Source organism: Bifidobacterium sp. SO4, assembly GCF_018555355.1.
In the GTDB taxonomy this organism is placed as follows: domain Bacteria; phylum Actinomycetota; class Actinomycetes; order Actinomycetales; family Bifidobacteriaceae; genus Bifidobacterium; species Bifidobacterium miconisargentati.
Genome location: NZ_JAFEJP010000001.1, coordinates 284,406 through 306,207, shown reverse-complemented (window position 1 = coordinate 306,207; position 21,802 = coordinate 284,406). Strand labels below are relative to the sequence as shown.

General features: G+C 64.4%; 16 protein-coding genes and 2 tRNA genes. 8 read left to right on the top strand and 10 right to left on the bottom strand.

All coding sequences use genetic code 11. From position 1 onward, the window contains the following. Nucleotides 1–202 precede the first annotated feature (202 nt). Nucleotides 203–1,450, top strand: coding sequence for a pyridoxal phosphate-dependent aminotransferase (locus JS536_RS01245; RefSeq protein WP_214355512.1), 1,248 nt, complete (start codon nt 203–205; stop codon nt 1,448–1,450). A 319-nt stretch (nt 1,451–1,769) separates the two neighbouring features. Here JS536_RS01245 and JS536_RS01240 read toward each other — a convergent pair whose 3' ends face one another. The 4 genes from JS536_RS01240 to JS536_RS01225 form a co-directional block, all read right to left on the bottom strand. After that, nucleotides 1,770–2,744, bottom strand: a complete 975-nt coding sequence (locus JS536_RS01240) for a DUF5692 family protein (protein WP_214355472.1) — start codon at nt 2,742–2,744, stop codon at nt 1,770–1,772. A gap of 273 nt (nt 2,745–3,017) precedes the next feature. Continuing rightward, nucleotides 3,018–3,194, bottom strand: coding sequence for a hypothetical protein (locus tag JS536_RS01235; protein WP_214355471.1), 177 nt, complete (start codon nt 3,192–3,194; stop codon nt 3,018–3,020). A gap of 328 nt (nt 3,195–3,522) precedes the next feature. Then, nucleotides 3,523–3,598 (bottom strand) — tRNA-Ala (locus JS536_RS01230). A gap of 41 nt (nt 3,599–3,639) precedes the next feature. Further along, nucleotides 3,640–3,713, bottom strand: a tRNA-Ile gene (locus JS536_RS01225). Nucleotides 3,714–3,927: 214 nt separating this feature from the next. Here JS536_RS01225 and JS536_RS01220 point away from each other — a divergent pair. Continuing rightward, entirely contained in the window at nt 3,928–4,806 is an 879-nt protein-coding gene (locus JS536_RS01220) for an acyltransferase domain-containing protein (protein ID WP_214355470.1), read from the top strand. A 192-nt stretch (nt 4,807–4,998) separates the two neighbouring features. Continuing rightward, nucleotides 4,999–5,709: a SprT family zinc-dependent metalloprotease gene (locus JS536_RS01215; protein WP_214355469.1), complete on the top strand. Its 711-nt coding sequence runs from the start codon at nt 4,999–5,001 to the stop codon at nt 5,707–5,709. A 17-nt stretch (nt 5,710–5,726) separates the two neighbouring features. On the opposite strand, the gene JS536_RS01210 is transcribed toward JS536_RS01215, so the two are convergent. Beyond that, nucleotides 5,727–6,590 carry an FCD domain-containing protein gene (locus tag JS536_RS01210; RefSeq protein ID WP_214355468.1) on the bottom strand — a complete coding sequence of 288 codons (864 nt, stop codon included), beginning with the start codon at nt 6,588–6,590 and terminating at the stop codon, nt 5,727–5,729. A 170-nt stretch (nt 6,591–6,760) separates the two neighbouring features. Here JS536_RS01210 and JS536_RS01205 point away from each other — a divergent pair, with 170 nt between their 5' ends. From JS536_RS01205 to gnd, 3 genes are all read left to right on the top strand, one after another. Further along, a complete protein-coding gene (locus JS536_RS01205; RefSeq protein ID WP_214355467.1) occupies nt 6,761–8,185 on the top strand; it encodes a gluconate:H+ symporter in 1,425 nt (474 codons plus the stop codon). Nucleotides 8,186–8,328: 143 nt separating this feature from the next. Further along, on the top strand, nt 8,329–8,898 hold the full coding sequence (locus JS536_RS01200) for a gluconokinase (protein WP_240544184.1): 570 nt from the start codon (nt 8,329–8,331) through the stop codon (nt 8,896–8,898). A 69-nt stretch (nt 8,899–8,967) separates the two neighbouring features. Then, on the top strand, nt 8,968–9,861 hold the full coding sequence (gene gnd / locus JS536_RS01195; RefSeq protein ID WP_214304597.1) for a phosphogluconate dehydrogenase (NAD(+)-dependent, decarboxylating): 894 nt from the start codon (nt 8,968–8,970) through the stop codon (nt 9,859–9,861). Nucleotides 9,862–10,456: 595 nt separating this feature from the next. On the opposite strand, the gene JS536_RS01190 is transcribed toward gnd, so the two are convergent. Further along, nucleotides 10,457–11,512, bottom strand: a complete 1,056-nt coding sequence (locus JS536_RS01190; protein WP_214355466.1) for a LacI family DNA-binding transcriptional regulator — start codon at nt 11,510–11,512, stop codon at nt 10,457–10,459. Nucleotides 11,513–12,023: 511 nt separating this feature from the next. Between JS536_RS01190 and JS536_RS01185 the strand changes: the two genes are divergently transcribed. Together JS536_RS01185 and JS536_RS01180 are read left to right on the top strand one after the other, a co-directional pair. Then, nucleotides 12,024–13,331 carry an MFS transporter gene (locus tag JS536_RS01185; RefSeq protein ID WP_214355465.1) on the top strand — a complete coding sequence of 436 codons (1,308 nt, stop codon included), beginning with the start codon at nt 12,024–12,026 and terminating at the stop codon, nt 13,329–13,331. A gap of 25 nt (nt 13,332–13,356) precedes the next feature. Continuing rightward, nucleotides 13,357–15,444, top strand: a complete 2,088-nt coding sequence (locus tag JS536_RS01180) for a beta-galactosidase (RefSeq protein WP_214355464.1) — start codon at nt 13,357–13,359, stop codon at nt 15,442–15,444. Between the two features lie 175 nt (nt 15,445–15,619). Here JS536_RS01180 and JS536_RS01175 read toward each other — a convergent pair whose 3' ends face one another. The 4 genes from JS536_RS01175 to JS536_RS01160 form a co-directional block, all read right to left on the bottom strand. After that, nucleotides 15,620–16,099, bottom strand: coding sequence for a DNA starvation/stationary phase protection protein (locus JS536_RS01175; protein ID WP_109055936.1), 480 nt, complete (start codon nt 16,097–16,099; stop codon nt 15,620–15,622). A gap of 179 nt (nt 16,100–16,278) precedes the next feature. Next, complete coding sequence (locus tag JS536_RS01170) at nt 16,279–17,601, bottom strand: hemolysin family protein (protein WP_214355463.1); 1,323 nt, start codon at nt 17,599–17,601, stop codon at nt 16,279–16,281. A gap of 149 nt (nt 17,602–17,750) precedes the next feature. Next, on the bottom strand, nt 17,751–20,717 hold the full coding sequence (locus tag JS536_RS01165; RefSeq protein WP_214355462.1) for an FHA domain-containing protein: 2,967 nt from the start codon (nt 20,715–20,717) through the stop codon (nt 17,751–17,753). A 223-nt stretch (nt 20,718–20,940) separates the two neighbouring features. Next, nucleotides 20,941–21,621, bottom strand: coding sequence for a carbonic anhydrase (locus JS536_RS01160; RefSeq protein WP_214304589.1), 681 nt, complete (start codon nt 21,619–21,621; stop codon nt 20,941–20,943). Nucleotides 21,622–21,802: the final 181 nt, after the last annotated feature.

Here is a 21,802-nt window from a genome sequence, read left to right as displayed (position 1 = left end):
TCCTGTGTGGATGGTGTTGATTGCATTGGCGTATCGCCGTCGGCATGGACCGGCTGTGCGAGGTGTTCGATGCCGGGCGAATGGAGGATTGGACATGCGGCAGTATTCCGTCGTTGCGCAGGCTGTGAAGTCCGGGACTATGGCACCCTCGTCCGCGTCGCCCGATTCTGCGATGCCGTCGGTCCCGGCGTCGCGGGCCATGATGATTTCACCGGCGATGCCTCTCTCCCCCGCGGCGCTCGATATCCCGCGCTCCGGAATCCGCGATGTGTTCGACCGTGTGGAGCGGGTTTCGGACGCTATTTCCCTGACCGTGGGCGAGCCGAGCGCCACCGCGGCCCTGCATATCGTCGAGGCCGCCTGCACCGCCGCGCGCGACGGGCGGACGCGCTACACGAACGTGCTCGGCATTCCCGAGTATCGCCGTGCGGTGGCGGACTATTCCGCTCGCGTGAAGGGACTTTCCTATGATCCCGAATGCGAGATCCAAGCCGTGGATGGTGCCACGATCGGCCTGTATCTGGCGTTGGCGGCCGTGGTGAGTCCGGGTGATGAGGTGATCATTCCCTCGCCGTTCTTCACCTCGTACGATGCGGAGGTGATGCTGGTGGGCGGCCGGCCGGTCACGGTGGCGCTGCGCCCCGAGAACGGCATGCGGGTCAATGCGGCGGACATCGAGGCGGCGATCACCCCGCGGACCCGTGCGGTGATCATCAACTCCCCCGGCAACCCGACCGGCGCGGTGACGTCGGCGGCCGAGATGGCGCGTATCGCCGACGTGTGCAAACGGCACGGCATCTGGGCGATTGCGGACGAGGTGTACCACCCGTTTGTGTTCGACGGCAATGGTGATGCTGGCGGTGCGGTGGCGCCGTCGATCGCCGCGGTGCCCGGTATGAAGGAACGCACGATCGTGGTGGAAAGCCTGTCGAAGACGTACGCGATGACCGGCTGGCGCATCGGCTACCTGCTGGCGCCCGCGTCGGTCATCGAACAGACCGGTAAAATCGCCGAGCTCATGCATTCCTCGGTCAATTCGTTGTCGCAATACGCCGGCGTGGCTGCGCTGACCGGGCCGCAGGACCACGTTGCCGCGATGCGCGAGGACTATCGCGCCAAGCGGCGGATCGTGCTCGACGGGCTTGCCGATTGCCCGGTGCTGCGTCTCATCCGGCCGCAAGGCGCGTTCTACGCCTTCGTGGACGTGAGGCTCACGGGGCTTGATTCGGACGAGTTCTCGCGGCGTCTGCTGGAAGAGGAGCGGGTGGCCGTGGTGCCGGGCGAGGCGTTCGGTGAGGAGGGGCGCGGTTTCGTGCGGCTCTCGTATGCGGGCGACGCCGATGAGCTACGTGAGGGCGTGGCGCGTCTGCGGGCCTTCGCCGAACGGGTTTGGAACCCTGTCACCGGGCGGCACAGCGTGTCGTACCATCCGGTGACGGTCATGGCGTGACGTATGCGCCGGCGCACTCGGCCAATCGGACGGATACGGATGGGAGTGCGGCTGGGCATGGATGAATAACCGGCGTTATGTTTGCGCGTCGACGAAGGGCGCGCAAACATAACGCCGGTTTGGGGATGTAAAAAGGCGCTATGTTTGCGGGGCCTTGGTCGGGCCGCAAACATAGCGCCGGTTTTGTCGGCTCCGCTGTCGAACGACGGTGACTGCAGACCGATCGCGCCGCGTGGGCGACGATTTGCTCACGCGGCGTGACCGGGAAACCCGGTGGGGTTCCTGTAGGCAGCGCCGAACGACGACAGTCGTGAGGGCATCACGCCGCGCGGGCGATAGCCTGCTCGTAGTCGTGGGTGCCCTTGAAGATCTCCTGCAACCACGGGTTGACGCCCTGCTTCTTGGCGCGGACGAGGATGTAGCCGAGCGCCAGCACGTTGGCCACGAGGGCGATCAGCGAGACCACGAGGTTCACATTCGGGTTGTTCACGGACTGGGTGGAGAACACGGAGTAGTCCTGGAACATCGGGAAGACCTGCGCGAACATGCACCAGATGGCCAGCGTGAACGCGCGGTTCTGGATCCAGCCGCCCTTGTTCCAGAAGAAGTTGGCCACGGTCGGGGCCAGCAGCAGCGCCAGGCCGCAGTACCAGGAGTGCGTGGGCAGGCAGTTGTAGGTGTAGCAGAAGTTCCACAGATCGTAGGCCACGATGAACACCCAGGTCATGTCCGGCCAGAGCATGTCGTCCTTCTTCTTGGAGGCGTAGATGCCGAACCAGCCGGTCATGCAGAAGATGTTGAGGATGCCGGCCACGCCGTTGAACACGTTGTGCCAGCCGCCGTACAGGGTCACGCCTTCGGTGGAGATCCAGGTGGTGCCCCAGCCGCGGATGGCGGATTCGAAGTCGGAGACCACGGCGATGAGGATGTTGATGGCCACGATCACGAACGGGAAGCACTTGAACCATTGCGATTTGCCGATGGAACCCCACTTGTACTTGAGGGCCATGAAGCCGATGCAGCCGATGGTGGCCGCGTACAGCTTGGCGTAGTGGAACCACGAGGTCATGTGCACGTAGGTGGGGTTGTTCAAGGCCCAATCGGCACCCATGGCGGCGGCCGTGTAGATGGTGATGAAGTAGACGGTCAGGATGGCCGGCACGATGAGGAAGGCGATGACGCCGCCCGTCTTGGTGCGGCGGGCCAGCTCGTTGGCGCCGATGAGGCAGCAGAAGACGAGAATCCATCCGATCCATTGATACACGGCATTGTCGCCGTAGACCTGAAACAGCATTGCTGTCCTTTCCTTTGTGGCTGTACGCCCGTCACCCTCGTCGGTGCCGGGCCGTTCGTGGGCCATTGGCGCTGGGCCGAGGCGTCATACGCTGCCATGCGCACGGTGTTGACGGAGCGTCAATTTCTCTCGCGGCTTATTGTAGCGCGCATTTTGACGCAGTGTCAACGTGGTGTGTTCCGTAGAATTCAGGCAAGTGAGAGGGGTAATAAACGAGGGGCCGGAGCCCGCTGGTTTAAACCTTTGGAATCCGGCCGTTTCCGCTGAATAAGGTCAGCGGCCTCGCCTGAGACTCAGACCAAGCACTATGAGTACGGTGATGATAATGACTGTGGATGCTCGCTGCCCAACTTGGTTGGCCAGGGCGATCAGCAGTCCTGTCATCAGCCCTTCTCGATACTGCCGGTCCTGTCGTCTCGGACGGTCGTCATGGCCGTTGTCTTCGTCCATGAAAACCTCCTTGTTGACTTATAGATTGAGGCCGCGCCGACTGGTGTGACCTCACCTTCCCGGAACCCGCGTCAACAGTGTCCGGTCGGGTCCGTTCAGTTTACGGGTGAGGTTCGATGGAGGCTGGTATGCTGTGCCGTAACGGCAAGGCCGCGTCAACTTCGGGGCAATCTTCTAGGCGGCGCCACTGACTTTCGCTCCGATGGGCCGAACTGTTGAGGCTTCCTTGGCCTCGCTTATAGATTGAACGTCCGGTGTTGAAAAATGCCGGACGTTTTTATTGCAAACGAAAAAACCCTTGGAATCGGGTTGATTCCAAGGGTTTTGGTGGTGGAGCATACCGGATTCGAACCGGTGACCCTCTGCTTGCAAAGCAGATGCGCTACCAGCTGCGCTAATGCCCCGTGGGAAAAAAATAGCGGCATGAAGCCGCTGTTATTTTCTGTGGGCCCAGGAGGACTTGAACCTCCGACCTCATCCTTATCAGGGATGCGCTCTAACCAGCTGAGCTATGGGCCCGATCCATGCACTTCAAAAGCGCACAAGTGATTACAATACCACCGAACGTGCAGGTGTCAACGAGGTGGGCGCTTCGGCGTGTCGCATTGAATGACAATGCTTCGTCTGTTCCGGGGGTGCTGAGCGCGTCGCGCGCAATTCGCGTACGGGCGATGATAGAACCAAGATGATTGGTGATTGGTCCTGAACGGCGAAGGCGGGCGAAGGGGCGAAGATGGGCGGATTGGATAATCGCGATAGTTCCTCGGCGGTTCTGACGGTACTGGAGGTGGCCGCGCGCATCGGCTTGGCCGAACCGGTGGTCGCCGAACTGCGGCGCATCGACGAGTCCGGCGAGGCGCTATCGGAAAGCGGCATGGAAGCCGTGCGCGGGCTTGCCGATTCCCGGCGACGAGTCGAATCATGGGAAACGCTCAAAGCCGAGCTCGCCGGCGGCGACCCAAACGGCCTGCGCATGCTCTACTGGATGCTCTACGCAGCCGGCCGGTACACATACCCCGCATACCGCCGCATGGGCATTCCCGACGACATATTCGATGCCACCATGGGCTGCTTCGCGCGGTTCGTCGGCGAACATCGGACCAGTTACGGGCGGTACGGGTTCGACCGTGACTTCTGGACGTACCGTGAGCTGAGCGCACGACTGTTCCGGCTCGGGTCGCTGGAATTCGAGTTGGCCTACGACACTGCCGATGTGCCGTTGATTGCGGGTTTGCCGCGCGTCATCAACGTGCACATCCCGTCCGATGCGTCGCTCGACCCCGCCCAATGCGACCGGTCCGTCGACGAATCGCGTGAGTTTCTCGCCCAATTCTTCCCCGATTGGTCGGGCCTGCCGTACTGGTGCGAATCGTGGCTGCTCTCCCCCGCGCTCGAACGACTGCTGCCCGAAAGCTCGCGTATCCTCGCCTTCCAGCGTCGATTCGACATCCGCGAGACCCATCCGGACGCGCCGGACTGGCGTGAGTGGGTGTTCCGGCGGTGTGATGCGCCGATTGCCGAGCTCCCCGAGCACACGTCGCTGCAACGCAATATGAAGCGGTTCCTGCTTGCGGGCGGCAAAGTCGGCGTCGGCATCGGGTGCCTGCGGTGAGGTGCGCAGATGGCCGTTTGCAGGCTGTCGGTGGTTGATTCGTGTGATGCGTGGATTGTCGGTTGTGCGACTTCACGCAACTGGTTTTACCGGCAATCTCCCTGAGAATCGGATCGCGCAGAAAGGGTGCGAATGGTTGCATCATTGGTCCGATGGCATTGCGGTGTCGCGCGACGATTGCACAATGACCGCATGAATATCGACGGGCTTGAAGTACAGGTGGTACGCAAACCCATCAAGAACATGTATCTGCGCATCAAGCCGCCGAACGGCGAAATCGTGATCTCCGCACCCCGGCGCATGTCCGATCGCACCATCATCGACTTCGTGCGGGGTCGTCGTTCGTGGATCGACATGCACGTGCGGAAGATGGCCGAGGCGCGCAGACGGTCGCTGGATATGAGCGGACTGGACGGCGGTGCCCTTCCGCGTGACGGGCATGGCGGGCGTCCCGCCCGTCCCGGCGTTGGCGGGAATCGCGAATCAAACAACGGCAGGCCCGCAGGTGATGGTCGTGCGAACGACGCCGGAGCAACCCCGCCCACCTTCGACCGCACCGCGATCTGGAGCGACGAACGCAAGGCCCGTGCCGCAGCCGGCATCAACGCGCAACTGCCGGGATTGCTGGCCAAATGGGGTCCGGTGATCGGCCGGGCGCCCACGCATATCACGTTGCGCGTCATGACCTCGCGCTGGGGCTCGTGCACGCCGGCCACCGGCCGCATCCGGCTGAACCTGCAACTGGGGCTCATGGAACCGCGATTCCTGGAGTACGTGCTGGTGCATGAGATGACGCACCTGTGGGAGCGCGGCCATGGCGCCGGATTCCAGCGCCGCATGAGCGCCTATCTGCCGAATTGGCGGCAACTGCGCCTCGAACTCAATCGCCGCGTGGTGCTGTAGCCCGGCTACCCGCCCTGTTACCGCCGGTCGCCGGCGATGTGGCTGATGGCCTGGTCGGATTCGTCCACGATGCGCCGCATGGTGGCCTCGGCCGCCGCGCCGTCGCCCTTGCGGATTAGGGCCGCGACCTCGGTGTGCCAGTTCAATGCGGTCTGGTCGGCCGTCTTGGGCATGAGCTCGTGCTGCGTGCGGCCGGTCAGCGTGGAGGCGATCACCTCCCCCAGGGCCGCGAACATCAGATTGCCGGACGCCTCCAGCAGCGTGCGGTGGAAGAGGATGTCCGCCTCCAGATACTCGGATTCGTCGGCGTGGTCGGAATGCGCCACCATGCCGATGGCCGCCTCGGTCAGCGTGGCCCAGTGCTCGGGCGTGGCGTTGGAAGCCGCCAATCGTGCCGCCGCGGGCTCCACGGCCGCGCGCAGCTGAGACAGCTCATGCAGTGCCGCGATGCGATGCGGGCCGCGCAACCGCCAACGGATCACCTGCGGATCCAGAATGTTCCATGATTCAATCGGATTGGCCGTGGCGCCTGCCTTGCGTTTGACGCTGACCAGTCCCATCGATTCCAGCACGCGCGTCACTTCGCGCGTCACCGTACGTGATGGCGTCGCGTCGCCGCCCATGTCCGGCTCGGGCAGCCGCTCCCCCGCCGCGACCGTGCCGCCGACCACGGCCATGCCCCACTCGTCCAGCAGTCGGTCGTGCAGCGACATTTCCGGGGTGACGATGGTCTGGGCGGCGCCGGCGGCCTTGCTGCCCGCATCGTCAGCGCCGGCCTTGATGCCGGTCGCGGCAACGGTGTCATTACCGGCGTCACCGGTGGCAAAACTCACGTCGGCGGCACCCGTCGTATCGGAATCAATGGAGCGTTCGGAAGTCATAACGCAAGTATCCCACGCGCCGACGAATATGGCATACATATTCAACACGCCGAACGTAACACGTATTGCGTAATCCATAAAACGGTTTTATATTGGATGTCAACATACAAAATGTATGAGATGACAATGAAACGTCATCCAAATACAACGACTCAAAGAAGAGATGGATTATGAATACACTCGTTCTGGCCGAAACCGCGCAGGCCGTCCAGCTCAATAGCACCCAGCTCGGCATCAGTGTGGTGGCCAGCATCGTGGTGCTGATTCTGCTGGTCACCGTGGCCAAACTGCACCCGTTCGTCTCGCTGCTGCTCTCCTCGCTGGTGGTCGGCATCGGCTCCGGCTACGGCCCGGTGGCCACCGTCGAGAGCTTCTCCACCACCTTCGGCTCCACGATGGCCTCCGTGGGCATCCTCGTGGGCCTGGGCGCCATGCTCGGCCGCGTGCTCATGGACACCGGCGCCGCGGACAGCATCGTCGACACGCTGCTCGCCAAGACCTCCACCAAGATGATCCCGTGGACCATGGCCCTGATCGGCGCCCTCATCGGCCTGCCGATGTTCTTCGAGGTCGGCCTCGTGGTGCTCGTGCCGGTGATCATCCTCATCACCCGCCGCTCCAAGCTCCCGCTCATGCGCGTGGCCATCCCCACCCTCGCCGGCCTGTCCGTGATGCACGCCTGCATGCCGCCGCAGCCCGGCCCGCTCGCCGCCCTGAGCTGCTTCAAGAACGGTTCCGTGGGCATCACCATGATGTTCGGCCTGCCCATCGCCGTGATCACCGCCGCGCTCGTGGGCCCGCTGTTCTCCAAGTTCGCCGCCCAGTGGGTGCCGGTCGGCGCCCCCGCCAACTTCGACACCGGCAAGGGCCGCGTCGACGCCGACGGCAACCCCGTGACCAGCAAGCCGCCGTTCGCCCTGTCCGTGCTGTGCATCCTCGTGCCGGCCATCCTCATGCTCGGCAACGCCATCTTCGAAATCGCCGCCCCCGACCAGGCCAACTCCAGCGCCCTGTACGCCCAGGTGTTCGCCTTCTTCGGCAAGCCCGCCATCGCTTTGGCCACCGCCGTGATCTTCGCGATGATCGTGCTCGGCCGCACCACCCACATGACCTGGAAGGCCGTCAACGACTCCCTCAAGGCCGCCCTGCCCCCGATCGCCGGCATCCTGCTCATCGTCGGCGCCGGCGGCGGCTACAAGGGCGTGCTCGTGGACACCGGCATCGGCGAGATCATCGGCAAGTTCGTGGAAAGCTCCTCCATCTCCATCTTCCTGCTCGCCTGGATCATCGCCGCGTTCGTCCGCGTGGCCACCGGCTCCGCCACCGTGGCCATCATCACCACCGCCGGCATCCTCGGCCCGGTCGTGGACCAGATGGGCGTCACCGCACCGGCCATCGCCCTGCTGGTGATCGCCATCGGCGCGGGCTCCGTGTTCCTCTCCCACGTCAACGACGCCGGTTTCTGGCTCATCAAGGAGTACTTCGGCCTGGAGGTCGGCGAGACCTTCAAGACCTGGACCGTGCTCGAATGCCTGCTGTCCGTGGTGGTGCTCGCCCTCGTCATGCTCTGCAGCATCTTCGTGCCGCTGGTCTAGCCGAGTCCCGCAATCCCCGCGATTCCACAAACCCGACCGGTGCCGCCTGGTTTCCTTCCTTCCTTTCCGCCGACGGCACCGGCCCTACTCCCTTACCAATCGTTCGTAATCCACTTCCTCATCACCGCTGAAAAGAGACTTCCATGACCATCGCGACCGCCGAACACACCGACATCATCACCGCCAACACCATCCCCGCGGACTACTTCGCCACTACTAAGCCGATTATCGTGCTCATGGGCGTGTGCGGCTGCGGCAAGAGCACCGTCGCCACCCACCTGACCGAGCGCTACGGCCTGAAGTACGCCGAGGCCGACGATTTCCACCCGCAGGCCAACATCGACAAGATGGCCGCCGGCATCCCGCTGACCGACGAGGACCGCTGGCCGTGGCTCGACACCCTCGCCTCCTGGATCGACGAGCGCGTGGCCGCCGGCGAGGCCGCCGTGGTGACCTGCTCCGCCCTGAAGAAGGTCTACCGCGACAAGCTGCACCGCCCGGGCGTGGTGTTCGTCTACATGCAGGGCACCTTCGACGAGGTGATGGACCGCCTCTCCCACCGCGAGGGCCACTTCATGAAGCCGAGCATGCTCAAGAGCCAGTTCGACATCCTCGAGGAGCCGGGCGACGACGAGGTGCACGTCAACGTGCATATCGGCCTGGCCGACCCGGACCAGGAGGCCATGGCCGTGGCCGGTGCGCTGAACCTGTGACTTTCGAAGACCTGTAGACCTGACGACATAGACCCAACGAACTTGCGAAATTTGAAAGAAGGCAACGAAATGCAGATGGGAATGATCGGCCTCGGCCGAATGGGCGGCAACATGGTCAAGCGCCTGCGCGAGGACGGACATACGATCGTGGGCTTCGACATGAACCCCGACTCCGGCCGCGACGTGGACTCGCTGGAGGCCCTGGTGGCGGCGCTCGACGCCCCGCGCGTGGTGTGGGTCATGGTGCCGGCCGGCGCCCCCACCGACTCCACCGTGGAGCGACTCGGCGAGCTGCTGGAACCGGGCGACATCGTGGTCGACGGCGGCAACTCCAAGTACACCGAGGACCGCGAGCATGCGGCCGCCCTGGCGGAGAAGGGCATCGGCTTCCTGGACTGCGGCGTCTCCGGCGGCGTGTGGGGTGCCGAGCGCGGCTACGCGCTGATGATCGGCGGCTCGGACAAGGACTACGAGACCGTCCTGCCGATCTTCCAAAGCCTCAAGCCGGAAGGCGAGTACGGTCTGGTGCACGCCGGCCCGGTGGGCGGCGGCCACTTCGCCAAGATGGTGCACAACGGCATCGAATACGGCATGATGCAGGCGTTCGGCGAGGGCTTCGCCACCATGCTGCGCAGCGAATACGTCACCAACCCGGCCGAGACCATGACCTCCTGGCGTACCGGTTCCGTGGTGGCCAGCTGGCTGCTTGACCTGCTCGACAACGCCACCAAGGACGATCCGGAGCTCAAGAGCGTGCCGGCCGTGGCCAACGAGTCCGGTGAGGCCAAGTGGATGGTCGAGGCGGCCCTGGAGCTCGGCGTGCCGGTGCCCACCACCGCGGCCGCCCTGTGGCAGCGCCAGACCTCCCGCGGCGGCGCCGACGACATCCTGCGCGTGGTGACCGCCCTGCGCGCCCAGTTCGGCGGCCACGTGACCAAGGTGGACGAGATCGCCACGCACTGAGTGGCCGCTGAATGCGCATTTGGGCTGAAGGAACGAGGCCCGGTGTGCTGCCGGCTACGATTGCTGCCGATCTTGGCTCCGAACCGGTCCGTGCGGTGGCAGTTCTGACGGATTGCGGGCGTCTCCTCCGGTTGTGCGGGAAAGAGTGTCCGGACGCCGGGTTGGTTGCCACCATTATCGTTTCGGTATTTGCCCCGGTGTGCATGTCAACCGATTGACATGCACACCGGGGCAATTTTTCGTGTCCCGATATGCGATTTTGCGTGTTTTTTGATTGCCGGGGCAAGAGTGGTTGGATCGACAACGAAGTCGCGGATTGAAGATTGGCGGAATTCCGCGGTTTCTGGCAAATGCGGTCTGCGGCGAATCCGTATTGCGCGAGAGCATTTTGCCCCGGTATGCGAAAATCGGCCGGAATGGGCTGCCGGGGCAAGTGGATTTGTTCCCAGCAATCATGTCAATCGATTGACGGGCATATGGGGGTGCGCCATGGAGGGCATGCACCACAATCACGGCCTCGCCGACTGCGGATTGGTCCAAGAATGACCCACGTTGCGCGGCCGCGCAGTGGCTCCCGTACGGCTACGGACGCCCGTTACCGCGTGGTCTCGCGCTGCACGAGGTCGAACGTGGTGGTGTAGGTGCCCGGCGCCGCATCGGAACCCTCGATGCGGGCGATGAGCAGGTCGATGGAGAGCTGCGCGTACTGCTCGATATGCGGGTTGATGGTGGTGAGCTTCGGGCTGGCGAACCGCGCGTCCGGGGTGTTGTCGAAGCCGATGACCTGCACGTCTTCGGGGATGGAGATGTGGTGGTTGGCCAGTGCGGACATGGCGCCTAGGGCCACGGCGTCGTTCGCGCAGCACAGCGCGTCGAACGGCGCACCGGAACGGATGATGGCCTCGGCGGCGGTCTCGCCGTCCTCGCGGTCGAGTCGTCGGCAAATGCCTACCAACGTCGGGTCGATGGGCGTGCCGGACTCCTGCATGGCCGTGACATAGCCCTTGAAACGCAATGGCGCGTTGCCTTCGCTGGCCGCGGCGATGTCGGTGTACGCCGTGGGGTCCCCTCCCCGGCCCGTCAGCTGTTCGGGTGCTCCTATGAATCCGACGTGCCGGGCGCCGTGATTCAGCAGCCATGCGGTGGCATGCCGCGCGCCCTCCAGGTTGGGGAACATGACCGTGTCCACCGCGTCGTGCGCCAGGTAGTCGCCGGTGAGCACCACCGGATACGACTGCTTCAGATAGTTATGCTGCTCGGGAATCGGCGAATCGGACAGGAACACCCAGCCATCCGCGCCGATGCTGTAGGTCTCCTCGATCAGCGCGGGAAGCCCGCCGTCCAGCCCGTAGTAGGTGGCGATGATGACGCGATAGCCCTTGGTCTTGGCGTATTGGGTGAGCGTGTCCGCGAAATTGCCGTTGAACGGCTGCGCGAAATTCGGCAGTGCCAGGCCGATGGTGTGGCTCATGCCGGTACGCAGGGTACGGGCCGCGGCGTTGGCGTGGTAGCCGAGTTCGCGCATGCTGGCGATGATGCGCTCGCGGGTCTCCGGGCGCATGCGTCCGCGGTCGTGGATCACGTCCGAGACCGTCTTCGGCGAGACCTGCGCGTGGGCCGCGACTTCGGCGAGCGTGACACGTTTGGCCATGATCCTCCAGCACTACTTTCTTCCACTGCAACGCTATGGTTCCGCCCGCTCCGGGCGTGGGGTCCGGTTCGGGCTCGTCGGCGGCGCGGGTCCGGGACGGGCCTGCGATTGCTCCGAACGAGTCCGCCGGGCTGTCGGCCGACGTGTCGCCCGTGTCGCCGGCGCGGGCCGGACGGGTGGGCCGTCCTGTCCGCGCCGGTGGCCGTCCATCCTGAACCGGATGAGCCCCGGCTGTCGGCGGACGAACCAAGGAACCAAGCCATGCGAACCCTGCCATTGTAGGCATCCGGCCCGTCGGACGCCGGAATCTTCAAGGATTCGGGCACGATTCCGTAACGAACCGACAGCGTGCGACACGCCGAAGTCCATTTTGACTCAACGATTACTCAAACAGGTGTATCGTAGGTGGCACAACGTTGAGGCAAGCAGGGACGCCATATTGACTCAACGCTGAGTCAATATCGACATCGCAGTGGTATAACGCAACAAAAGACAATCGAAAGGACGCAGGATGTCCACTAACGAACAGACCGCAGCAGTGTGGAGCGGCCACGTCACCGACGAGGAGCAGCCCAAGGCCCCCATCATCATCGGCATCGCCACCGGAGTCGGCGCTCTGCTGTGGTTGGCCCCGTTCATGGGCCTCAACTCCGTGCTCAACCCGGCCAAGCTGGCCGCCATCATGGGCGGCGCCGGCGCCGAGGTCAACAACTACCTCGCCATGCTGGGCACGCTGGGCGCCATCGTCTCCACCATCACCACGATCATCATCGGTGCCCTGACCGACATCACCCGTTCCCGCCTCGGCCGCCGCACCCCGTGGATCCTCGCTGGCTCCCTGCTCACCGCGGCCGTCATGGTGGGCCTCGGCCTGGTCCAGGACCGCGCGCACCTGTGGATCTTCACCGTGCTGTGGTGCCTCATCCAGACCTTCATCAACATGATCGTGGCCCCGCTCATCGCCGTGATCGCCGACCGCACCGCCCCCAAGCACCGCGGCCTGATCTCTTCCGTGTACGCCATCGGCTACATCATCGGCCAGTACGGCGGTCCGGTCATCGGCGGCTTCTTCATGTCCGACGCCAACCCCGGCCTGGTCAACACCGGCTACTACGCGCTCGCCGTCATGATGCTGCTCTCCGGCCCGGTGGCCGCGGTCCTCATGCGTGAGAAGTCCAGCCTCGGCATGCCCAAGAAGAGCTTCGACGCCAAGGTCTTCGCCGACACCTTCAAGTTCCCGACCAAGGGTGCCTCCGACCTGTACAAGGCCCTGTTCGGCAAGATGATGATCAACATCGCCGTCACCGGCTTCTCCGTGTACCAGGTCTTCTACCTGACCTCCGGCATGGGCGCCGACCAGTCCACCGCCGGCAAGTACATCTCCGCCATGGGCGTGGCCACCATGATCACCGCCATCATCTTCGCGCCGCTGTCCGGCCCGGTCTCCGACTTCCTCAAGACCCGCAAGAAGCTCGTGGCCTTCTCCGCCGTGCTCACCGCCATCGGCACCATCATCCCGTTCATCTACCGCGAGCCGGTTTCCATGGTCTGGTACGGCGTGGTCGCCGGCATCGGCGCGGGCATCTTCTTCTCCGTGGACCAGGCCCTCAACATCGAGGTGCTGCCCAACCCGGAGAACGCCGCCAAGGACCTCGGCATCCTCAACTTCGCCAACACGGGCGCCCAGATCCTCGCCCCGGTGGTCGGCGCCGTCCTGTTCAACATCCTCGGCGGCCAGTACATGCCAATCCTGCCGTGCCTGTCCGTCATCGCCCTGATCGGCGCCGTGCTGGTCATGACGATCAAGAAGGTCCGCTAAGGGCCCGGACGCAAAGGAAAACGCCATGAGCAAGACACTCGACCATATCCTCTTCGGTGCCGCCTACTACGACGAGTACATGCCCGAGGACCGCCTCGACAAGGACATCGCGCTGATGAAGGCCGCGCACATCAATACCGTGCGCATCGCCGAATCCACCTGGAGCACGATGGAACCGCAGCCCGGCGTGTTCGACTTCTCCCACATCGACCGCGTGCTCGACGCCATGGCCGCGGCCGGCATCGACGTGATCATCGGCACCCCCACGTACGCCTTCCCGTCCTGGCTGTCCAACATGTACCCGGACGTGCTGGAGACCACCCACAAGGGCAAGGCCATCTACGGCGGCCGCCAGATCATGAACATCACCGACGCCTCGTTCCTGTTCTACGCCGAACGCGCCATCCGCAAGCTCATCGCGCACGTGGCCGGCCACAAGGCCGTCATCGGCTACCAGGTGGACAACGAGTGCAAGTACTACGACGTGGTGTCCAACAACGTGCAGAAGCTGTTCGTCAAGCACCTGCGCGCGAAGTTCCACGACGATCTCGACGCCATGAACCTCGCCTACGGCCTCGACTACTGGTCCAACCGCATCAACTCCTGGGACGACTTCCCGGACGTGACCGGCGCCACCGGCACGATCAACGGCTCGCTCAGCTCCGAATTCGACACCTTCCGCCGCAAGCTCGTGACCGACTACATCGGCTGGCAGGCGGACATCGTGCGCGAGTACGCCCGCCCCGGACAGTTCGTCACGCACAACTACGACCTCGAATGGCGCGGCTACTCCTACGGCCTGCAGCCGTGGGCGGACGACTACGAGACCTCCAAGCACCTGGACATCGCCGGCGTGGACATCTACCATCCGGGCGAATCGCACCTGACCGGCCGTGAGATCGGCATGGGCGGCGACCTGACCCGCTCCTTCAAGGGCGGCGAGAACTGGCTGCTCATCGAGACCCAGGCGCAGGGCCAGAACGGCTGGCTCCCCTACCCCGGCCAGCTGCGTCTGCAGGCCTACTCGCACCTGGCCAACGGCGCCGATTCGGTGATGTACTGGCACTGGCACTCCATCCACAACTCCTTCGAGACGTACTGGAAGGGCCTGCTGAGCCACGATTTCGAGCCGAACCCCACCTATGAGGAGGCCGGCGTCTTCGGCGGCGAGATCGAGCGCGTGGGCTCGCACCTGGTGAACCTGAAGAAGCGCAACAAGGTCGCCATCATGATGAGCAACAAGGCCCTGACCGCGCTCACCCGATTCACCATCGAGACCGGCTTCCCGGACCCGAACCCGTACGACGAGGGCGTCTCCGGCCTGACCACGTACAACGACGTGATGCGCTGGCTGTACGACGCGCTCTTCGACCTCAACATCGAGGCCGACTTCGTGCCGTACACCGCGCCGCTCGACGTGCTGGAGCAGTACAGGCTGCTCATCACCCCGGCCCTGTACGTGGCGGACGAGGGCCTGATCGGCCGCGTGCGCGCCTACGTGGAGCGCGGCGGTAACGTGCTCGCCACGTTCAAGTCGTTCGTGACGGACGACAACGTGAAGGTCTACCACGACCGTCAGCCGCACAACCTCACCGACGTGTTCGGCGTGAGCTACAACCAGTTCACCAACGACATGACCGACGTGGAGGTGGCCTTCAAGGGCGCCCTGGACGGCACTGAGGCCGTGCGGCCGCAGCACTTCCTGGAGCTGCTCAAGCCGGCCGAAGGCACGGAGGTGCTGGCCGACTACGGCGAATCCGTGTGGGGACAGGCCGGGTATGCGGCGATCACGCGCCACGGGTTCGGCAAGGGCTCCGCCGAATGGGTCGGCACGATGACCTCCACCGACGAGATCAAGCCCGTGCTGCTGGAGGCCGCCCGCCGCGCCGGCGTGGTGGATTGGTCCACCGACGACTTCGCGGGCACCCCGGTGCGCGTGCGCCGTGGCGTGAACGAGGCCGGCAAGTCCGTGACCTACTTCCTGAACTACTCCGGCAAGGCCGTGCAGTTCAAGGCGCCGATCGCGGGTGCCGATTTGCTGGCCGGTACTTCGGTGGCCGTCGGCGACGAGGTCGGCATCCCCGCCTGGGGCGTCCTCATCATCGAGGGCTGATACCGCGCGAATGCAGGCGTAATCTGGCTCCCCTCTCTGAGGGGAGCTGTCAGCGAAGCTGACTGAGGGGAGTAAACGTCACAGTTCTGAAAAACTCCCCTCAGTCGTCTACGACGACAGCTCCCCTCAAAGAGGGGAGCCAGAATCTGTATATGAGCTCTACTGTGCGGCTATCTCACGCCAGATGGCTGCGCATGAACCACTGGAACTTTTCGAGCTGCTGGACGTGGTCCTGGATGATGTTGGAGCTCACGAAGTCCAGCTCGTCCAGTTCGGCCACGGCCTTGCGGTCGTCGGCGATGAAGGCGTCGTAGTACTCGATGAGGGCCTTGAGGTACTCCTCGGTGCCGGCGCGGCCGTCCACGTCGAACGGCTTCCACGTGCGGTTGCGGACGATGGCGTCCGCGCGGCCGTCCGGGGTGCCTCCCAGCGTGGCGATGCGCTCGGCGGTCTCGTCCGCCTGGGCCAGCACGGATTCGACCTCGGGGTCGAGCATCTCGTGCACGGCGATGAAGTTCGGTCCGGTCACGTTCCAGTGCGCGTGCTTCAAGACTAGGGCGGCCTCCTGCTCCTGGCTCAGGCGGTTCTGCAGGATGGCGATGGCTTTCTCGCTGGTCGCCTCATCGAGACCGGGAACCACGAATGCAAGTGTCATGATGTTTCTTCCTTTCATGTTTGGGAACAGTCATTCCAGTTTAGGTGTTCCGCCATTCGCACAGGCCCGGAGCGAACGTGGGAAGAATCACGTAGAACTTGTTGACGAGGCTTTACCGAAAGTGGTGCTATTCGGGACTACCCCTCAGTCAGCTCCGCCGACAAGGGGAGCCAAGGGATTTATGCCTCGGCGACCGGCGCGTGGTCGGGAGCGCCCGCTTTTCTTACCTCAATAGTCTCGATGCGGCGGCCGTCGACCTTGGTGACGACCATGTCGTAGCCGTCGTCTGAATGCAGCACGTCGCCCGTCGCGCCCATCTTGCCGGTGTGGGCCAGGAAGTAGCCGGCCACGGTCTCGTACGGGCCGTCCTCCAGTTCGATGCCGGTCAGGTCGGCGAAGTCCTCGATGGTCATGCTGGCCTCGATGGTGGCCACGCCGTTGACGAACGCGGTGCGGGTGGTGCGCTCGCCGCCCTTCTCGGTGGGCAGGTCGTACTCATCGCGGATATCGCCCACGAGCTCCTCGGTCATGTCCTCAAGCGTCACGATGCCGTCTGTGCCGCCGTACTCGTCGATGACCACGGCCAGATGGATGCCGCGCTTGCGCAGCATCTCCAGGGACGGCAGCAGCTTGGACGTGCCGGGCAGCGAGATGCCCTCGCGTGTCACGTCGCGCACGGTCTTGGCGTTCGGGTCGCGCACGTCCAGCAGGTCGCGCACATGCACGAAGCCGATCACGTCGTCGAAATCCTTGCCGGTCACCGGGTAGCGGGAGTACGGCTGGTCGCGCACGAACGCGGCGGCATCGGCGATGGGCTGGTCGCCCTCAATGAACACCACGTCGGCGCGCGGGCGCATCACCTCGGCCACGATGGTCTCGGAGGCGTCGAACACGTCGTCCAGAATCGTGCGCTCGTCCTTCGACAGGTTCGTATTGGAGCTCACCAGCACGCGCAGCTCGTCGTCGGATACCTCGGATTCGGTCTGCTGCGGGTCGAAGCCCAAGAGGCGCACGATGCCGTTCGTGTTCTTGCCGATGAGCCAGATGATCGGGCGGCAAACGGTGGCGAACACGTCGATGGCCGGCACCACGGCGCGCGCGATTTGCTCGGTGCGCTGCATGGCGATGCGCTTGGGCACCATCTCCGAAATCACGATGGAGCAGTAGGAGATGATGAGCGTCAGGATGATGTTCACCAGTCCGCCGGCGATGCCGGTGGGCACGCCCCAGCTCTCCACCGTGGGAATCAGGTAGGGGGCGATCGAGGAGGCGCCGAACGATGCGGACAGGAAGCCGGAGAGCGTCACGCCGATCTGCACGGTGGACAGGAAGGTGTTCGGGTCGCGCGCGATCTTGGCCACCTTCGCGCCGCGGGCGTCCTCCTGCTCCATCTGCTCGATCTGCGAGCCTCGCAGGGAGACCAGTGCCAGCTCGGTGCCGGAGAACACGGAGCCGATGACCAGGAACACGAAGATCAGGAGGATGTTCAAACCAAGTGACATACCGCCAACTCTAGGGGAGTGGGGAGTCAATACCCGCGGCAGCGCGGTGGATTACGCGATTCGTGTGCAATCCACCGCGCTGCTGTTTCCGGCATCCCCGCGTTCCGTTGCCCATCGGCATCATCGCCGGTAATTACCGTGAGCCGTCGCTACCGCCGGCGCATTTTGGCCGCCGCGTTGCTCACGCACACGCGCAGCACCACGGTGAACACCACCACCATCAGCACGAGGATGCCCAGGTCGAACCAGAACTGGTCCGCGGTGTGCTCCCACAGGTCGTCCTTCTTGAACGTCGGCACCTTGGTGGGGCCGTACAGCAGGCCGTTCAAGTCGATGTCCGAAGCGGCCGCGGAGAAGCCCCAGCGGCCCGGGAACACCATGCTCAGCTGGTCGAGTCCGTCGCGCCCGGTCACCGGGATCATGCCGCCGGAGAACACGAGCTGGGCCATCACCAGAATCACCAGAAGCGGCATGGTCTGCTCGCCGGACTTGACCAGCGCCGAACCCACCTCGCCCAGCATGGCCGAGGCCCACGCGGTGAGCCACACCACCAGCACCAGTTCGGGAATACCCGAGTCGGTGAGCACGCCCTGATCCGGGTGCGGCTTGCCCAGGCTCACGGCCGTCACCAGCAGTGCGGCCTGCAGCAGCGTCTGCAGACCCATGACGATGAGCTTCGAGCACGTGTACGACGTGGGGGAGAGGCCCACCGCGCGCTCGCGGTCGTAGATGGCCCTCTCGGAGACGATGTCCCTCACGGACAGGGCCGAGCCCATGAAGCAGGCGCCCAGGATGATGAGCGAGAGCAGCTGGTTCGGTTCGGTGGCGGCGTCCTTGAAATCGGGCTCGCCCAGGCCGTGCGAGCCGGGCACCACGAGCGAAAGCAGTCCCAGGAACAGGGGCAACAGCACCAGGAAGATGAGCAGACCGGGGTCGGCCGCGATCAAATGCAGCTGACGGGCCACCAGCGTCACCGTCTGCTTGATGCGGAACGGCTTGGCAGGCTTCTCATGGTCGCCGTGCGGGCGGACGGTCTGTTTGGCCGCCATCGCCCGTTGCCGCGAATCGGTGATGGAGTAGACGCGGTCGGGATTGGCGGTCACGGCATTGAAGATGTCCGCCCACTCCTGGCCGTGGAAGGCCTGCTGCATCTCGGCGACGGATCCGAAGAACGCCGGTTTGCCGCCGGGGGCGAGCATGAGCACGTTATCGCACAGCTTGTTGATGTATGCCAGCGAATGGGTCACCACGATTACCACGCGGCCCGCGTCCGCGAGCTGACGCAGCATGGTCATCACCGTCAGGTCCAGCGCCGGGTCGAGACCGGAGGTCGGCTCGTCGAGGATGAGCAGTTCCGGGCTGGTGAGCAGTTCGATGGCCGTGGAGACGCGCTTGCGCTGGCCGCCGGAGAGCTGGTCCACGCGATTGCCGCGCCGGCCGGTGAGCTCCAGTTCCTCCAGCACGTGATTGATGATTTCGGCGCGCTCGGCCTTGGTGGAGCCGGGCAGACGCAGTTTGGCGGCGTATTCGAGCGCCGCATCCACGGTGAGTTTGCGGTGCACCACGTCGTCCTGCGGCACGAAACCGATGCGGCTGCGCAGTAGTTCGATGTTCTGCTGCACGTCGTAGCCGTCGAACAGCACGTGGCCCTCGGTGGGGGAGCTCAGGCCCGCCACGATGGACGTGAACGTGGTCTTGCCCGCGCCGGACGGGCCGATCACGGCGGTCAGCGTGCCCTTGGCGAACACGGCGTTGATGCCTTTGAGCAGTCGTGTGCCCTTGCCCACGGTCAGGCCTACGTTCTCGGCGATCACCGCGTCCGTGCTGGTCAGCGGCTCGCGGTCGCATAGCACGCCCTCGTGCACGATGAGGTCCGTGTTGCCCACGGTGACCAGATCGCCCTCCTCAAGCCAGATCTTGGCCACGCGGCGGCCGTTGACGTACGTGCCGTTGGCCGAGTCGAGGTCGGTCAGGAGGATGCCGTTCGGTGTGGACGCCAGCGAGCAGTGTCTGCGGGAGACGAGGAAGTCGTTGATGCGGATCTGGCAGGATTCGTCGCGGCCGAGCGTGCCCTCCTTGTCCTTGGTCGGGTCGAACGAGCCGGTCACGCGGTGCGAGGTCAGCTGCGACTCCAGGTGCGCCGCCTGCGTGCTGCCCGCCAGCACGGTGGCGGTGGCCGATTTCGGTGCGGGGGAGACGGGACGTGTCGGTTGAGTTGACTGATTCGGTTGCGATTGCGGCTGGTTCGCCGGTGCAGTGCCGGTTACGTGCGTTGTGGTCGGTCGTGCGGCGATGGGGGAGACCGGGACGTCAGGTGCGGATGTCGGCTTTACGGAGGTTGGACGATGTGCGTCGGACAGTACGGTGACTCCATTGCCGGGTTCGGTCGGGGTCGTGACGGTCTGATGGGGGAGCGCTGGTGCTACCGGTGGGTTCGTGGGGGCCGTGGCGCGCGGCGGCAGTGGGTTCGGATTTTGGGCTGATGGGGCCGTCGGTTTGACTGGAATGGCAGGTGCTTGAGGGGTTGCGATCGTTGTGCCGGTGGCGGGAGCCGGACGTGCGGGGACCGCGGGAATTGCGTGAGCTGTTTCCGATGGCCTGCGGGTTCCGCCCGGCTGCCGTTGTGCCGCCGCCTCAGTGGTCTGCTGGGGGATTGCGGGCGAGGCTACGGGCCTCTGCTGCTGTCGTTGCCGTGAAGACTGAGGCTGTGCGTCCGATTGTGCGGCGGTCGGTCGTGCGCCTGATGGCATGTTTTCTTGAACCGATGTGTTGGGGCGCGTTGGGGTTGCCGGCGCATGTGCCGGCAACGGCCGCGACTGCGGGGCCTGATCGCCCACCACGCAGGTGATGACGGCATCGCGCGCCAACGCCACGGTGACGGTCGAGGTCAGTAGCACGGAATTGGTGTGCATGCCCTGGATGGTCAGGCCGTTCGCGCTGCCCATGTCCGCCAACAGCCAGCCGTCCTCGGTCCAGGTGATGCGGGCGTGATGGTGCGAGACGTACGGATTGCGGATCACCAGGTCGCAATCGGGCGAGCGGCCGATGATGGTGGTGCGTTCCGGGCTGACGACGTATTTGGTCGAGCCGTAATAGACGGTAAGAGCAGGTGGCATGGGTCCGACTTCTTCCGGTTGTCTTCTCTCTGACAACCCTTATCATCCCCGCATTATTGGTGTGATGCAAGGCGTCGGGCCTTATCCTGGCTTTCCTGCAATTAAGGACGAACTTCGTTCGCGTTCTGCTGGCTCGACTGTCGTCTCGCACATTGCCTGCGGACAGTCCACTGGACTGTTCGCTTCACGGCAATGTCCTCTCGGAGGGGAGCCGAGGCAAGAGCTAGAAGCTCAGCACCTCGACCTTGCCGGAATCGAGCTGGTACCGCGCGCCCACGATCATGAGCTTTTCATTCGCCAGGGCCTGCTGGATCACCTCGGAACGGTCCACCAGCGATTCGATGGTGCGTGCCACATGCACGCGCTCGATGTCGTCCAGGCAGTCGAGTTCGGCCTCGCGGGCCTGCCAGACGGACATGCCGGCCTGACGCAGGACGATGGAATCGGACTGGGCCAGCTGCTCGTCCAGATTGTCCAGGATGTCCGCGGCCTCCAGCGAGCCTTCCGCCTCGGCGGTGATCGACTCCAGCATGGCGTCGAACTCGCGTTCGGCGGTCTCCAGCGCGCCGCAACGGCCATGGCCGAGCACGCAGATCAGGCTCACATGCAGCTTCTTGACCGCATACTCCAGCGAGGCGATGACCGCGTCGTCGATCATCTGGCCGGCGGTGCGCACGGTGAACAGATCGCCCAGGCCCTGATCGAAGATGATCTCGGGAGGCACGCGCGAGTCGGAGCAGGAAAACACCGCGGCATCCGGGTTCTGTCCGTCGGTGAGCATGTGCCGGGTCTCCTTGTCCTGCCACGGGTGCTCCGCCTTGCCCTCGGAGAAACGCCGGTTGCCCTGCAACATGCGGCTCCACGTGGCGTTTGCGGTGGTTTCCTGGGTGAACTCTTGAGCCATGACACCTCCATGTTTCGATGGTTCTGCTGTGTTCCATACTAGCCGGGGCGGTGGTATCGGCTTGGCTGTGGGAGGAAGCGGTACTTTTCCCCAGAATCGGCGGCGACTTTGGAAAAACGTGCCGATAAGTCCGACTCAGCGGTACTTTTCCCCAAAATCAAGGGCGACCGTGGGGAAAAGT